The following is a 15,662-nucleotide window of genomic DNA, read 5'->3' on the forward strand; positions in this document are numbered from 1 at the left end:
CCAATGAAAGACCTCCAATCTAATCTATTTTAAACAATTTTATTTTGGTCACTTATCATGATAACTCAAATGGATTCGTTTCAAAATTTAAATTTAAACCAAAACATGCTACAATACTTTTGCTATACATTGAACAAGACACGCTTAGAAAGAAGGCATCTAAACATGACCCTTAAAAGAGTCCTGCATTACGCTCATGAATTGATGACAGATGTGCTAACAATGGGGGATATCGCCATAGACGGGACGTGCGGTAATGGACATGATACTCTATTAATCAGCCAGCTCGTTGGTGAAACCGGACACATATATGGATTTGATATCCAGGATGAAGCCATCTTCAATACCAAACAGCGGCTGATCGACCATCAGGCAATCGAGCAGACCACACTGATTCATGATAGCCACGCTACTATTGAACAACACATTCCTATCGAACATCTCACACGTCTTAAAGCGGCAATTTTTAACCTTGGTTATTTACCTGGCAGTGATAAGTCCGTTATTACTGAAGCCAATCACACTCTTTCTTCCATTCAAAGCATTCTCTCCTATCTCCAAAAAGGAGGGCTGGTTGTACTGGTGGTTTATTATGGTCATCCGGGTGGCGAAGAGGAGAAAACAGCATTACTCGACTATGTAAGCCATTTGGATCAGCGTCAATACAATGTGCTGCAGTATGGATTTATCAATCAACGAAATCAACCGCCGTTTATTCTAGCCATCGAAAAGAAATAGCCTGGTACCCTATAACGGTTTACCAGGCTTTAATTTGTGATACATTTTCGTATTAATATAAAAGAAAGTCGCTTTTACTCCACTTACCTTTAATAATTCCCTCACAAAGCCTTTTGCATGTTGAATATTGCTTACCTTCCGATCAGCGAGGTACATGCCTACTAATCCTTCATGGATCATTTGATGAAAAGCAGCATCAGGCAGCTTTTGGACTTCCTGATTCGTTTGCTTCACGAAAAAAACAAATCGTTGTTTCATTTGTTCTTCATGATCATAATAGGAACAGAAATTTAAATCCCCCTCTTCTTCATCTTCCTGCTGATCAATATAATAATCGAGCAGAATATGAAGGCCCTGCATAAACGGAAAGTAGCTTTTCTCAATTTGGTTAGCCAGACTGTCTGTCATTTCCCCGCCTAATGTATAGGAAATCAGGCAGAAAATCCCCAATGTAGAACCCGTACAAGCAGAGAATTCAAACCACTCTAAATTCGGCCAGTGCTTCTGGTGATCCTTAAACCAGTTTTTCAAACGCGGTATACGCTCCTCTTCAATCACATGCTTATGTACTTGAAGATCACTATAAAGCCCTCCAAGTTTCAAGGTATGTTCATATACTCCGACGTAGTCTTTCGCGTTACGCAGCACAGACTGACAAGTTTGCACAAGATCGCCTAAATATCCGCCATCATTTTTATCTTCACGATAGTAATAATAATCTTTTATTTCATTATCTGGTGTTAGCGCATCAATCATTGCCTGATGAAGCATCCTGAAATCTTTCGGATCCATTGAAGTACTTCGATCACACAAATTATCTAAATAGTCACTAATCGTTTGATAAGCCACGATAAAACGGATCGACTCTTTCCATTTGTCTCTAGCTAACAGGGCGTATATCCCACCGCCCTCACAATGAAAAGTTTTTGATTCGATACTGGCTAATGCCTGATCTCTTAACTCAGAATTTGGTATATCTTTTGCCTTACTAATCCATTGATTCAGCTCTGTGTGTACTCTCGGGAAAATATCCTTGTACACTCTAGCCATTAGATGCAAAGCATTCGCAGGGACTTGAGGAGCCACAAGTCATCCCTCCTTATGATGTAGGTTAGATAGTTGTTGGTGAATAAAATGGCTGGTATATGTGTAAACTTGTTTCCATTCCGGTTCATTAAAAATCTCATGATAAAGCCCCGGCCACTCTTTATATGTTTTCTCAGAAAGATCGACGCTATGAAACCATTCTTTTGTTTTCTCTGCGTCAACCATCAGATCTTCTCCTGCTTGCATAATCAGCAAAGGAACTTCTGGAAATTCATTAATTTTGACAAAGGCTTGTTGAATATTATGTTGAAATTCCCTATACCACCTTACTGATACTTTTTCTAAAATTAGTGCATCTTCACCGTCACGTTTACGGACAGATTCATTTCTCGTAACTTTTTCAGACTTGAGCTGAGTGCCCACCTGCAGCTTAGGACATACACGGTTTAACATTCGAGACGCCACTTCCATAGGTTTAGAGGCCCCTTCAAGAATTCCAACCGCCGGGGAGGCCAAGATTACACCATTAACCTTAGGTTTAATCTGCTGCATCGTGCGTATAACAGCTAGTCCACCCATACTATGCCCCAAAAGAAAAACCGGACCTTCATCCGCTTCCTGCAGCCATTCTTCTATCGTATGTATGTACTGATGAAAGGAGTCAATATGGCCTTTCACCCCTTCTGATCTGCCTTGACCTGGGAGATCCCGGCAAATCACCTTGTAACCATCATCCTTAAGCTGCTTGATTAAATGTTGATACCTTCCGATGTGTTCAAAAGCTCCATGAACGATCACAATAGTCGTCTGGACCGCACTCATATGAATCCTCCCCATGCAACAGCTTACTTTTGCTATACTAGATTATAATCATATTATAAGGGGGATTATCGTGATTTGCGAATATAAAGGAAAGCACCCACAAATTGATTCGACAGCCTACATAGCTGAAGATGCAGTCGTTACGGGCGATGTCGCCATTGGTTCGTATGCAAGTATTTGGTTTAAAACTGTTGTACGCGGAGACGTAGCTCCCGTTAAAATTGGTAGCGAAGTAAATATCCAAGACTTGAGTATGCTGCATCAAAGTCCCAACCAGCCGTTGATTATTGAAGATGGTGTAACTGTAGGACATCAAGTCACCCTTCACTCCGCTCATATTAAAAGGGACGCACTCATTGGTATGGGGTCTCTCATTCTCGATGGCGCCGAAATAGGTGAGCAGGCATTTATCGGAGCAGGCAGTCTTGTTCCTCCAGGAAAAGTCATACCTCCCCGAACGCTGGCTTTTGGCCGTCCAGCAAAAGTGGTTCGGAAACTAAACGAGGAAGATTATAAAGAGCTGGACCGAATTCTGACAACTTATGTCGAGAAAGGTCAAATTTATAAACAGCTTAGACAAGAATCATAACAAAAATAAAAAGAACCGATCTTCAAAAAATTGAAGGCCGGTTCTCCTCTTATTTACTTCAGACGTTTTTTCAACTCTTCAGCCCGATCTGTTTTTTCCCATGGGAATTCAACATCTGTTCGGCCAAAGTGACCGAAGGCAGCCGTTTGACGATAGATAGGACGGCGAAGATCCAGCATTTTGATAATACCAGCAGGACGTAGATCAAACAATTCTCTTACTGCTGTCACAAGCTTCTCTTCTGTTACTTTTCCTGACCCGTTAGTATCAATGGAAATTGATACTGGCTGTGCTACGCCAATAGCATAAGCCAATTGAACTTCACAGGAATCGGCTAAACCGGCAGCTACAATGTTTTTCGCAACATAGCGAGCAGCATAAGCTCCAGATCGGTCAACTTTAGTAGCATCTTTACCACTAAAGGCCCCACCCCCATGACGGGCATAGCCTCCGTAGGTGTCTACGATAATCTTTCTTCCGGTTAGCCCGGCATCACCTTGGGGGCCACCAATCACGAACCTTCCAGTAGGATTAATAAAATATTTAGTATTCTCATCAATAAGTTCTGACGGCACTACTGGAAGGATAACTTTTTCCTTCAAATCTCTTTGAATTTGTTCAAGTGTTATTTCTTCTGCATGCTGTGTCGAAATAACAATAGTATCGACACGAACAGGCTGATCCTGTTCATCGTATTCAATTGTTACCTGAGTCTTTCCATCGGGGCGCAAATAGCTGAGGGTACCATCATTGCGCATATCAGAAAGTCGTTTGGATAACTTATGAGCAAGAGAAATTGGCAAAGGCATCAGTTCTGTCGTTTCGTTATTTGCATAACCAAACATTAGACCCTGATCTCCCGCACCAATAGACTCAATTTCTTCATCGCTCATTTGACCTTCCCTTGACTCCAGTGCTTCATCTACTCCGCCTGCAATGTCAGGAGATTGTTCATCTATAGCTGTTAATACGGCACATGTATCAGCGTCAAATCCGTATTTCGCTCTTGTATAGCCAATATCTTTAATGGTTTGACGTACAATAGCAGGGATATCTACATACGTATTCGTGCTGATCTCACCTGAAACGAGGACTAGCCCAGTTGTAACAGTTGTTTCACACGCAACACGTGCGTTTGGATCGTTTTTTAAAATTTCATCTAGAATAGCATCAGAAATCTGGTCACAGATTTTATCAGGATGACCTTCTGTTACAGATTCAGATGTGAATAACCGGCGATTGGCAGGCATTCTGCTAAACTCCTCCTTCTGTTATATACATAGATTAGACGGAACTCTTTACCAGTATCACTAGAAACCTATAAGTTTCCTTACAATCGTTATTATGGCTATCGCACATTTCACGTTATATGTACATATGAATATGAACATCATAAGAAATTGTGCTGGAACCTTTTTCCAATAAAAGAAAAAACCCTTCCTTCGTTCAGAGGAAAGGTACTGTTCCCTTTCGCTCTTATCGTCCAAGGCTAACAACTGCCTTGCTCCAGGTTAGCACCATGTCAGGTATTTATCTGACGGTTGCCGGGTTTCTTAGGGCCTGTCCCTCCACCAACTCTGGATAAGAGAGTATCCGTTCGGAATAATCGTACCGAAATCCTCATTTAATGTCAATCAGTTTACTATGCTTTAAGAAACAGGCAATTCCCTCTAAACAAGTATAACTATTATTATAGAACAATAATCACTTTACATTTCCCTTGAAACTACGATAGACTGGCTGCCCTATTTGTTGAAAATTCAATGGTTGAAATAACCAATGTTTAAAGCTTTAAATGGGTGAGGAAAAAGCAGATGTTCTTCCATAACCATACGTAGTAATAGGTTTAATCGTATAGTAAGTTTACTCTGCCCAAGACTTCATATCCCTCGCATGCATGATACACAACTTTATAGTAAAATAAATTGAAAGCATTTTCATGATTAGTATGGAATATTAAAATGAATGTGTTATACTATTAATCAGCTTAAAGCAATGTGCTTTTTATTAATTTTATAGTAAAGGCGGGTTGACACATATGAGTGCCATTAACCAAATGTCAGATTTAAACCAACTTTTAGCACAAGAGCATGTCCTCCATCATTTGTCTGTACCACAACTTGTAGAAAAAATACTTTCCAAGAAAGAAGGATCGTTAACGGATCGCGGGGCTGTTCTTGCTACCACAGGCACCTATACTGGCCGGTCTCCAAAGGATAAATTTATCGTAAAAGATCATGAGTCAGAATCCACCGTCAACTGGGGAAGCACCAATCAATCTATAGATGACAGCACGTTTGTTCGCTTATACCACAAAGTGCTGGATTATTTAAAAGAACGTGATGAATTATTTGTTTTTAAAGGCTACGCAGGCGCAGACAAGAAAAACCGTCTACCTATTCAAGTCATCAATGAATTCGCGTGGCATAATTTATTCGCCCATCAAATGTTTATCCGCCCTACGGAGCAAGAGCTTTCTCAACACGAAGCCGAGTTTACAGTCATCTCTGCCCCAACATTTAAAGCCGATCCAAAAGTAGATGGAACAAACTCGGAAGCTTTCATTATAATTTCATTTAAACATAGAATTGTACTCATTGGAGGAACAGAATACGCAGGCGAAATTAAAAAGTCGATATTTTCTGTTATGAACTACTTGCTTCCTAAACAAAATAGTATGCCTATGCATTGTTCAGCTAACGTTGGAAAAGAAGGCGATGTAGCGTTATTTTTTGGTTTATCAGGAACAGGGAAAACAACGTTGTCTGCTGATCCGGAACGACGGCTGATCGGTGATGACGAGCATGCCTGGTCACATAATGGAGTGGCTAATATCGAGGGTGGCTGTTACGCCAAGTGCATTAGTTTATCAGCTGAGAAAGAGCCGCAAATTTTTAACGCCATCCAATTTGGATCAGTGTTAGAAAACGTAGTAGTGGATGAGGAGACCCGGGTTCCTGACTATGATAATACCAGCCTGACTGAAAACACACGAGCGGCTTATCCATTACATCATATTGATAATACCGTACAACCAAGCATTGCAGGACACCCAAATGCAATTGTTTTTCTAACTGCAGATGCTACAGGAGTTCTCCCGCCGATCAGTAAATTGACAAAAGAACAGGCGATGTACCACTTCTTAAGCGGATACACAAGTAAATTAGCGGGTACAGAACGTGGGGTTACTTCTCCACAGGCTACCTTCTCTGCTTGTTTTGGATCTCCATTTCTGCCATTAGCACCTTCAGTATATGCAGAGATGCTGGGCGAGAAAATTGACCAATTTGATACGAGCGTTTATCTCGTCAATACAGGCTGGACAGGAGGAGCTTACGGGGAGGGAGAAAGAATGAAACTGTCCCATACCCGTTCAATGGTGCATGCAGCTCTTGAAGATGAGCTAAATTCAGTAGAAACATACACAGACCCAGTATTTGGCCTTCAAATTCCGCTTCACTGTCCTGGGGTACCAGATGATGTGTTGTTACCGAGAAAGACATGGAGCAACCCTGAAGCTTATGATAAGAAAGCCCAGGAACTAGCAGAAAAATTTCACGAGAACTTCAAGAAATTTACTCATGCCAGCTCAGCTATTAAAAATGCTGGTCCTGCTTCCGGCAGGAACTAAATTATGTTTCCTCATCTCCTCAATATAGATAAAGCAAGCGCGCAGTATTAACTGCGCGCTTGCTTTTGTTACTGCAGCTTATTCAGCAGGCTCTCCTAGAAACTTCTCTCTAATTTGTCTCATACAATTGGGCAGCACATCATCTTTCATCATAAAGCTGTACTGCTCATCACTTACAATTCCTTCAGGGAGCTTCTCAAGCAAAACAGGACCATCCGTTTCAAAATAATGATCTTGCGCTTGTAACTGCGATATGGAAGCGAAATAGACATTTTTAACAATTGTTCCGCCCTTCCCAGCTACATGGTACTGGCCGACATAGTCGATCTGCTTGACACATCCTCCAGTTTCCTCCAACACTTCTCTGATTGCAGCATCTTTCGCATTTTCTCCTTTTTCTACTTTGCCACCAGGAAATTCGAGACCCCTGTCCTTATGGTTAGTTAACAGCCAATTATTATCGAATCGACAAATAACCCAAACATGCTTTGGTGTCTTAGAAAATGGATGATTATCAAAAGATAACTTAACTTGATTTCGATAGTAATCGCTAAATGTTTTCATATAAGATCATCTGCCTTTAATCCGTTGTTTATGTAATGAAGAAGAACTTTAGCGATACACTCTGTCATGTATTGCTATTTAAATCGTATCATAAGCAAGCCAGATTACAAACAGTACCGTTCTTTTTATCACTATGATTACTGTTACCCTCCTGTATAGTTTGTAAACGCAAGACTTATTACCATAATTATGAAACTGAAACTAATATCAATCGTATGTACTTATACATGAATAAGGTGGAGCACTTAACTTTGGGACCAATTGGCCAAAGGAGTGCTCCCAGTAAACACTTAGAAAGCAAAGCATCCGTAAATCAAAAAATGAGGTGCCTAATTTAAGTTCCATAACGCAATAATACAAATAAACCGCTTCTAGGATTAGAGGCGGTTATTTATCTTCTAAAACACCCATCCCACTGATGTGGTGCCTGGTCGTATCATCACCTAAATCATAAATCATCTGCAAGGCTCGCGTCATCCCCTCATCATACTCATCATTCGAACTGTCTTTATGATATTCTACAAATGGAACGTGTGATCGAAAGAACGCTCTTGTATCCGAGTTATATATTTCATTAAAAACCTCTCTTAATAAAAGGAGTTCTTCTCGATCTGCGTTAATGATGAACTCATCATTGTTGCCGTTACGATTGATTGAAATTTCACGTGTGCCGATATTGACAAAATATTGGTTTTTTCCTTCCATAATAAAAAACCTCCTCTATATGTAGCTTTAGCTACAAAGGAAGGCTTTATTACTTGAAAAGGCAAGAAGCAGATATTACCAAACCGATAAAATGCAAACCTATTCCCACTCCCAGGTATAGCTTTGCACGGTAATCTGATCCAAATAGGATTCATCAACGCTAACCCCTATTCCATTTTCAGCAGGCACACTTATTTGACCGTCTTTTACCTCAATGGGTTCTTTGAGGACATCCCTATAAAAGTATCTGTCTGAACTTGATAAATCCCCTGGAATCGTAAAGTTTGGTAAAGAAGCGAGGGCTAGATTATGTGCCTTAGCGATTCCCGTCTCTACCATACCGCCACACCAAACTGGAAGTCCATTGCTTTGACAGTGATCATGGATATTCAGTGCTGCTGTCAAGCCCCCTACCCGGCAGACCTTTATATTGATGACCTGGCAGCTGCCGAGTTCAATCGCTTGCTTTGCATCATGTAATGACGTTATGGATTCATCCAAACAAATGGGAGTATTCATTTGTTCCTGTGCTAGTTTATGCAGATAGAAATCACCAGGCTCAAAAGGCTGCTCAATCATCAGCAATCCTAAATCATCGAGAGCAATTAGGTAATCTAAATCCTCTTCCCTGTACATTCCATTCGCATCAATCATAATACCAAGGTTAGGTTCGACAGACTGAATCTGTTTGATTTTGTCCCTTTCCTTGCCTTTTTCAACCTTTAACTTATACCGCTCATAACCTGACTGCCGCATCCGGTTTATATCTTCAGTGATGGAATCAGACAGACTTAAGACGGCGCCCGCTTTAACAGAGGCACGCGTACCTCCAATCAATTTAGCCAGACTCACGTTGCTCTGTTTCGCACATAAATCCCACAGAGCTCCTTCCAAGCCAGCTTTAGCCATTTGATTACCTTGTATAAAGGAAGTTATGCGTACGAAATCCCCTGGTTCTTGGATGTGTTGGACGTCTAAATGAGGAAGGATAATATCTCTAAGCACGTGCCAGGCTGTTTCGATAGTTTCGGCTGTGTAAAAAGGGGTAGAAAATGCCGAAACCTCTCCGTATCCTTTCAGACCCTGATGGTCACTAACCTCAATAATAATTACTGAGCGCTCATGGAGTTTTCCCTGATGTGTTACAAATGGGCTCCTTAGCGGCAGTGAAATTTTACGTAAAATGAGACGATGTATATCCATTAGTATACGTCCCTTTCCATACACTCAAATAATTTTCTTCTGACAATTTTATTCGAAGCATTTCTCGGCAGCTCTGATATAATGAACAACCGTTTCGGGATTTTATAGGAAGCCAAATATTGGCGACAATATGTGGTCATCTCTTCTAGAGACAGATCCGCTCCTGCCTGGAGAACCACAAAGGCTACCGGCACCTCTCCCCATTCCTCATCTGCTGTACCAGTTACCCCCACCTCTTCGACTCCTGCAAGCCCCATTATAACGCTCTCAATCTCAGCCGGATAAATATTTTCTCCTCCTGATATAATCATATCTTTAACACGATCGACAACGTACAGAAAGCCTTCGTCATCTAGGTACCCTGCATCACCCGTTGCCAAATATTCTGAGTCATTTCCCGCTTTTTTATAATACCCACCAGATACCATCGGTCCTTTAACATGTATTTCTCCTGTTTCATAGGCAGCAGCTGTTCTTCCATCCGCTATAACTTTCAGCGTGGCCGGAGCCAGGGCTTTGCCGGCTGATCCGAGCTTTCGAAAGGCATCCACAGGACTTAATGTTGCAATTTGAGAACTGGTTTCCGTCATGCCATACGTTTGGAAAACAGGAATATCCTTCTTACTTGCCCTCTCTAATAACGGCCTGGGAACTGGCCCACCGCCCAATAACATGCATCGAAAAGATGAAGGATAGTCCTCTTGTTGTAGGTCTAGTATCAACCTTTGAAGCATGACGGTTACCACGGAAACGATCGTTACACCACGATAGCGAATCTCATCATTGATCACCTGGGCATCGAAATGTGACAGTAATCGGATGGGCATTCCATAGATGACATTCTTCATTAGTAAAGAAAAGCCACCAACATGGAACATAGGCAGGCAAATCAGCCATTTGTCTGATTGCGACAAACCCAAATTCAAAGCTGAACCGACAGCACTGAACCAATGATTTCCGTAAGTATGCATAACAGCTTTAGGTTTTCCAGTTGTGCCCGATGTGTACATCATGGTAAAAACTTCTTCTAAATATAACTGTTCTTTCAACTCAATGGACTCATTGCATGTTGGTAGATGATTCATATAAATTAGATCGTCATGTCCTAACAAAACTTCTTCAATAGTACGATGGGCTTTTTCTACAAGATTCGGATCAACAATCAATGCGGAAACTTCTGCATCGTTTAATTGATAGGCAAGTTCTTCAGGAGTCAATCGCGTATTTAAACAGACAGCTACTGCTCCAATATAGCTTAGTGCGTGAATACAAATGGGAAACTCTATTCGGTTACCAGACAATAGGGCAACATGATCTCCAGTCTTCACACCCTCTTTTATTAACCCCTTGGCCAGCTTTCGACTTTCTTCTCTTAGAGCAGAATAACTCAAAGATAGATGTTCACCATATTCAATCGCTGTTGCTTCTGGTTGTAATTCATGCTGTTTTTCCAGCCAATGAGGAATTACATTCATGCTCATATCCTCCCTTTTATCATATAAAAAGGGCTGCCTAAGCTATAGGAAGCCCTTCTTTAACCATTCATTTTGTGATCATGGGAAACGCGGGAACTGACCGAAATCAGGTTTGCGTTTTTCTTTAAACGCATCGCGTCCTTCTTTCGCTTCCTCAGTTGTGTAATAAAGCAAGGTTGCGTCACCACCCATTTGCTGCAGGCCTGCTAGACCATCTGTATCAGCATTGAAGGAAGCTTTCAAGAAACGAAGAGCTGTCGGTGACTTCTCAAGCATTTCTCTGCACCATTGCACTGTTTCATCCTCAAGTTGCTCAAGAGGAACAACTGTATTAACGAGTCCCATATCCTCCGCTTCTTTTGCACTATATTGACGGCATAGGTACCAAATTTCACGTGCCTTCTTTTGACCGACAATACGTGCAAGTAAACCAGCGCCATATCCTGCGTCAAAACTTCCAACCTTTGGACCTGTTTGACCAAAGATGGCATTGTCAGCAGCAATCGTCAAGTCACAAACAATATGTAGGACATGACCGCCGCCTACCGCATAGCCAGAAACCATCGCAACGACTGGTTTAGGAATAACTCGGATAAGTCGTTGTAAGTCCAGCACGTTCAAACGAGGAATATGGTCGTCGCCCACATAACCTCCGTGCCCTCTTACACTTTGATCTCCACCTGAGCAAAATGCGTCATCGCCAGCTCCTGCCAATACAATGACTCCGATTTTGGAATCATCACGTGCGTAAGCAAAAGCATCAATTAATTCTTGCACAGTTCTAGGGGTAAAGGCATTACGAACTTGTGGACGATTAATCGTAATTTTAGCAATTCCTTCATACGTTTCGTAGAGAATTTCTTCGTATTCTCGCTCGGTAATCCAGTTATAAGTCATACATAACCCTCCATTGTAAACAAATTGCGGACAAGCTTATCCGCTTCCATACAATTACTATTGTATCACGAAGTCTTCGACAGTTTTAGCAAAAAACTCTGGTTGTTCGAGATGTATTGTATGTCCTGCCCTTTCAACCACGACTAAAGTTGATTGAGACAGGCGCAAGTCCATCCCCTTATTAATAGTAAAAAATTTATCATCCCACTCGCCAACGATCAGTAGCACCTCTACTGGAAGGTCAGCAAGCTTTTCCCACCAGGAAGGCTGCTGCCCCGTTCCCATCCCTTCGAGGGACTGAATTAAGCCAAGGGGATCCTGACTTAATCGTTCTTCATGCAATTGAGCAATGTCTTCAGCAGCCAGTTGTTTTTGACTCTCAAAAAGCGGGATTTTCCTCCAATAATTAACGAACTCCTGTAAGCCTTCGTTTGTAATTTTGTCCATTAATGTTTGATCCTTAGCTCGTCTAGTGATTTGTTCCTCAGAATTGGCAAGACCAGGGGAAGCACTTTCGAGAATTAGTTTATTTGTATACTCAGGGTAAAGCATAGCAAAGGATAGGGCTGCTCGTCCGCCCATGGAATAACCTAGCACATCGACAACAGAGAGTTGTAAATGTTCCAGAATTTCCACTACATCTGCAGCAAATTGTTCCATTGTTACCGCACCGACGGCTCCTGTATATCCGTGCCCTGGCATGTCGATGCAAATCGACCTGATGGAATCTGGCAATAACCGCTGTATTTTAGAAAAAGTGCGGCCACTGCCCGTAAACCCATGGAGCATCAGGACAGGCAGTCCCTCCCCTTCATCGTCTACCCAGTAAGTACGATGACTCAGTTTGATATACATCAACTAGACCTCATCCAGGAAATCCAAGGTTTCTGCGATACCCTGCCATTTATCTTTATGAAAAGCCACATGATCTTCCCTGTTCGTGATTACTTCTACTACACTTAAACCCTTCTCTTTATAGCTATCCTCTAATGAACGTTTGTAGGCTTCCCAATTATGAACACGTCTATGTGTTCCACCATACATGTCAACAGCTTTTTTAAAGTCCACCCCGGTCGGCGTTCCGAATAGCTCTTCAAAATAGGCAGGCTGGTTAGCTTGGGGAAGGTAAGAAAAGATTCCGCCACCATCGTTATTAATGATAACAATCGTAATGGGCAGTTGATGCTGCTTAGCAAGCAGCAATCCATTCATATCGTGAAAAAAGGATAAATCCCCCAGAAGCAGTGTTGTGGGTTGTCCAGTTGCCGCTACCCCGATGGCTGTCGAAACTACCCCATCAATCCCATTTGCTCCACGGTTAGCCATCACTTTAATATGCTTCGGAGTGGCCATAAAGAAGCTGTCGACATCTCGAATTGGCATACTATTTCCAACAAATAAAACAGAATGATCCAGCATTGAATTCGTCAGATGAACCACAGCATGACCTTCGTTTAAATCCTTACTTTGTTCAGCAAGCATATGACTTTTAGCGATCATATTCATCTCCTGCCAATGCTGTAACCAAGCATTCTCAATATGGTCTGCCTGCAGGCGGTCAAAGATCCTTTGGCAAAACTCACCGGGATCACTCCAAACAAACTGTGTAGCTATACCTGAGGGCTCCCGATAGCTTGCGTATGTGTCTACAACATAATGATCGATCGTAGAATCATGTTTTTGTATCCACTGCAAGTATGGTTTGGAGACAGGCATCGCCCCAAACCGAATGATATAGTCCGGCTTGAGCGCCTCTTTTCTCTTATCTGATTTTAAAATGGCATCGTAGTTTTCAATAATATTTCGTTTATCATGCTCGCCCGCTCTTAATTGGGCTAAAGGATCAGCCAGAATAGGAACCCCTGAGCGTGCGGCCAACTTTGTAAGATGGACTGCTATGTCAGTATCCGTCTGCGGTCCGCATACGATTAATCCATTTTTATCGCTCGCCAGTAATTCCACAAATTCAGCTGCCTGATCTTCCGAAATCTGAGGCAGACCGTATATACTTTTCGGAATCGGTTTTACTCCTTCATTCCAAAGATCATTTATATTGAAATCTGGAACTAATGGTTCTCTCAATGGAAGGTTTACATGTACGGGGCCAGGATGGTTCGATTCACTTTCCCCCACTGCACGAGCGGCCTGTTTTCTCACATAAGAGAGTAACCCATCTTCGGGTAATGCTAAATCGTGAAACCATTTGACGTAATGGCCATACATACCAATTTGGTCAATAGATTGGGGTGCTCCTACATCCCTAAGCTCATGGGGACGATCCGCTGTTAAAACAACAAGTGGAACCCTGCTATAGTAAGCCTCGACGATAGCCGGATAATAATTAGCTGCAGCGGTGCCAGACGTACAGACAAGCGCTACGGTCTTTTGTTTTGCTTTAGCTAAGCCCAGCGCGAAAAAAGCAGCAGATCTCTCATCGACATGGACCCAGTGTTTCACTCTATCGTATCGACTAAATGTCATGGCGAGCGGGGTAGATCGTGATCCGGGTGAAATTACCACATCTTCTATACCCGAATAAGCGAGCTGGGCAACAAAATGTGTCATATATCTTGATAAGGTGTCCGTGTAATTCATACTGATCCCCCTAATACAGATAACATAGGCCGAAGCTTCACGGCTGTTTCTTCGTATTCCGCATCAGGATCAGAATCTTCTACGACCCCACATCCAGCAAATAAAGAAGCTTCATCCTGTTGAAGCAGTGCGGAACGGATCGCTACTGCAAACTCCCCATTATTATGACCATCAAACCAGCCAACAGGGCCCGCATACCAGCCTCGATTTAATGTTTCATGTTTCCTGATATAATCAACAGATTGCTTCTGAGGCATGCCCCCAAGTGCTGGAGTTGGGTGAAGTTTCTCCACAACATCAAGCAGTGTATACCCTTGTTCAAGAGTGGCTGTTACAGGAGTATATAAATGCTGTAAATTGCGGAGCGGATAAACGACTGGTGCACTAGGAATATCAACATTATAGCAACACGCTTCCACAGCTTCCCTAATCATCTGAACAACAAAATCATGCTCCTGACGATTTTTTGGATCATTCAGAAGCTGCTGACTGAGGAGGTGATCCTCCTTTTTATCCTTCCCACGTGGAATAGTTCCCGCTAAACAAGTAGAGACAAGCTTCTGATTTTCTAATTTAGCCAGCCTTTCCGGCGTCGCCCCGATAAAATAATCTCCACCATTTTCGAAAACAAAAATATAGCTATTTTGTTGAGTCTCGCATAATTCCTCCACGATTGCGGCCAATTCAACTAAGGCATCAAATTTCACACGCAGTTCACGGGCCAGTACAACTTTCCCTAGCTTTCCTTGCTTAATATCATCGGTAGCTTGCTTGACACTCTGTTTCCATTTCTCCGCTTCCGTTTCCACCCATGCTGTTTGTTTGGGCAGATTCAACTCTTGACGAGCCCCGTGTAAAAGATGATGTTGCTGCTCCTCTATTTGGCGAATAATTTGCTGCTTATGATCTTCCTCAAAAATCAGCAAGTTTGTCGTCAAGTACGATTTTGAGCCTTTATTCGTCAACAAATAGGCCGGAACCGTCATCTGGCAGTCAGGAAAGCCCTCCCATGGAGTTGAATTATTCTGGTTGGCATCGAAGCTAAAGCCTCCCAGCGTGACAAGGCCTGTCCCTTTTTCATAGTACGGGTCGTATACTTGGGCTTCGTTCATAAGTTCATTCCAGTTTGATTCTATTTTCCTGAATCGGTTCGGGTGAGCTGCTGTCATCCTGTGAGCAGCACCTACACCTGCCATCGTGAAATCCTCATCTGCACTTTTCCAAAATAAACGATGCTGGTCTACCTTCTGTGATCGATCCAAAAAGGTAAAAGCCTCTGTATAATCTATTTCATTCACAAAACTGATAAGTTGCGGCTTTCTTTCAGAAGTCGCCTTATTAATCGCTTCCTCAACCATTTCATCTATTTGAGGCACTTTTATATGAAGCATTAAAA

14 protein-coding genes and 1 riboswitch are annotated in these 15,662 nt (G+C 42.2%); of the genes, 3 read left to right on the forward strand and 11 right to left on the reverse strand.

The window, feature by feature from the left end:
• Nucleotides 1-165: 165 nt before the first annotated feature.
• A complete protein-coding gene (gene mnmM / locus P9989_RS14325; protein ID WP_283075558.1) occupies nt 166-738 on the forward strand; it encodes a tRNA 5-(aminomethyl)-2-thiouridylate-methyltransferase MnmM in 573 nt (190 codons plus the stop codon).
• Between the two features lie 9 nt (nt 739-747).
• On the opposite strand, the gene P9989_RS14330 is transcribed toward mnmM, so the two are convergent.
• Both P9989_RS14330 and P9989_RS14335 read right to left on the reverse strand, forming a co-directional pair.
• The gene (locus P9989_RS14330; protein WP_283075559.1) at nt 748-1,824 is read right to left on the reverse strand and encodes a tetraprenyl-beta-curcumene synthase family protein; all 1,077 of its coding nucleotides are present in this window, start codon (nt 1,822-1,824) and stop codon (nt 748-750) included.
• Between the two features lie 3 nt (nt 1,825-1,827).
• On the reverse strand, nt 1,828-2,607 hold the full coding sequence (locus P9989_RS14335; RefSeq protein WP_283075560.1) for an alpha/beta hydrolase: 780 nt from the start codon (nt 2,605-2,607) through the stop codon (nt 1,828-1,830).
• A gap of 70 nt (nt 2,608-2,677) precedes the next feature.
• Between P9989_RS14335 and P9989_RS14340 the strand changes: the two genes are divergently transcribed.
• On the forward strand, nt 2,678-3,196 hold the full coding sequence (locus P9989_RS14340; RefSeq protein WP_283075561.1) for a gamma carbonic anhydrase: 519 nt from the start codon (nt 2,678-2,680) through the stop codon (nt 3,194-3,196).
• Nucleotides 3,197-3,249: 53 nt separating this feature from the next.
• On the opposite strand, the gene metK is transcribed toward P9989_RS14340, so the two are convergent.
• Complete coding sequence (gene metK / locus P9989_RS14345) at nt 3,250-4,446, reverse strand: methionine adenosyltransferase (protein WP_283075562.1); 1,197 nt, start codon at nt 4,444-4,446, stop codon at nt 3,250-3,252.
• Nucleotides 4,447-4,669: 223 nt separating this feature from the next.
• Nucleotides 4,670-4,784, reverse strand: a riboswitch (SAM riboswitch).
• Nucleotides 4,785-5,234: 450 nt separating this feature from the next.
• Here metK and pckA point away from each other — a divergent pair.
• Nucleotides 5,235-6,827, forward strand: a complete 1,593-nt coding sequence (gene pckA, locus P9989_RS14350) for a phosphoenolpyruvate carboxykinase (ATP) (RefSeq protein ID WP_283075563.1) — start codon at nt 5,235-5,237, stop codon at nt 6,825-6,827.
• A 78-nt stretch (nt 6,828-6,905) separates the two neighbouring features.
• On the opposite strand, the gene ytkD is transcribed toward pckA, so the two are convergent.
• The 8 genes from ytkD to P9989_RS14390 all read right to left on the reverse strand — a co-directional run bounded on the left by ytkD (nt 6,906) and on the right by P9989_RS14390 (nt 15,657).
• Nucleotides 6,906-7,391 (reverse strand): RNA deprotection pyrophosphohydrolase, encoded by a 486-nt coding sequence (ytkD, locus tag P9989_RS14355; protein ID WP_283075564.1) that lies wholly within the window; start codon nt 7,389-7,391, stop codon nt 6,906-6,908.
• Nucleotides 7,392-7,778: 387 nt separating this feature from the next.
• Nucleotides 7,779-8,096, reverse strand: a complete 318-nt coding sequence (locus P9989_RS14360) for a hydrolase (protein WP_283075565.1) — start codon at nt 8,094-8,096, stop codon at nt 7,779-7,781.
• Nucleotides 8,097-8,195: 99 nt separating this feature from the next.
• Nucleotides 8,196-9,299, reverse strand: coding sequence for an o-succinylbenzoate synthase (menC, locus tag P9989_RS14365; protein ID WP_283075566.1), 1,104 nt, complete (start codon nt 9,297-9,299; stop codon nt 8,196-8,198).
• Nucleotides 9,299-10,774: an o-succinylbenzoate--CoA ligase gene (locus tag P9989_RS14370; protein WP_283075567.1), complete on the reverse strand. Its 1,476-nt coding sequence runs from the start codon at nt 10,772-10,774 to the stop codon at nt 9,299-9,301. Before P9989_RS14370 ends, menC begins: the two co-directional genes overlap by 1 nt.
• Nucleotides 10,775-10,852: 78 nt before the next feature.
• Entirely contained in the window at nt 10,853-11,671 is an 819-nt protein-coding gene (gene menB / locus P9989_RS14375) for a 1,4-dihydroxy-2-naphthoyl-CoA synthase (protein WP_283075568.1), read from the reverse strand.
• 57 nt (nt 11,672-11,728) lie between these two features.
• Nucleotides 11,729-12,526, reverse strand: coding sequence for a 2-succinyl-6-hydroxy-2,4-cyclohexadiene-1-carboxylate synthase (menH, locus tag P9989_RS14380; RefSeq protein ID WP_283075569.1), 798 nt, complete (start codon nt 12,524-12,526; stop codon nt 11,729-11,731).
• 3 nt (nt 12,527-12,529) lie between these two features.
• A complete protein-coding gene (menD, locus tag P9989_RS14385; protein WP_283075570.1) occupies nt 12,530-14,266 on the reverse strand; it encodes a 2-succinyl-5-enolpyruvyl-6-hydroxy-3-cyclohexene-1-carboxylic-acid synthase in 1,737 nt (578 codons plus the stop codon).
• A complete protein-coding gene (locus P9989_RS14390; RefSeq protein ID WP_283075571.1) occupies nt 14,263-15,657 on the reverse strand; it encodes an isochorismate synthase in 1,395 nt (464 codons plus the stop codon). Before P9989_RS14390 ends, menD begins: the two co-directional genes overlap by 4 nt.
• Nucleotides 15,658-15,662 lie beyond the last annotated feature (5 nt).

The organism is Halobacillus naozhouensis (genome assembly GCF_029714185.1).
Classification (GTDB): Bacteria; Bacillota; Bacilli; order Bacillales; family Halobacillaceae; genus Halobacillus_A; species Halobacillus_A naozhouensis.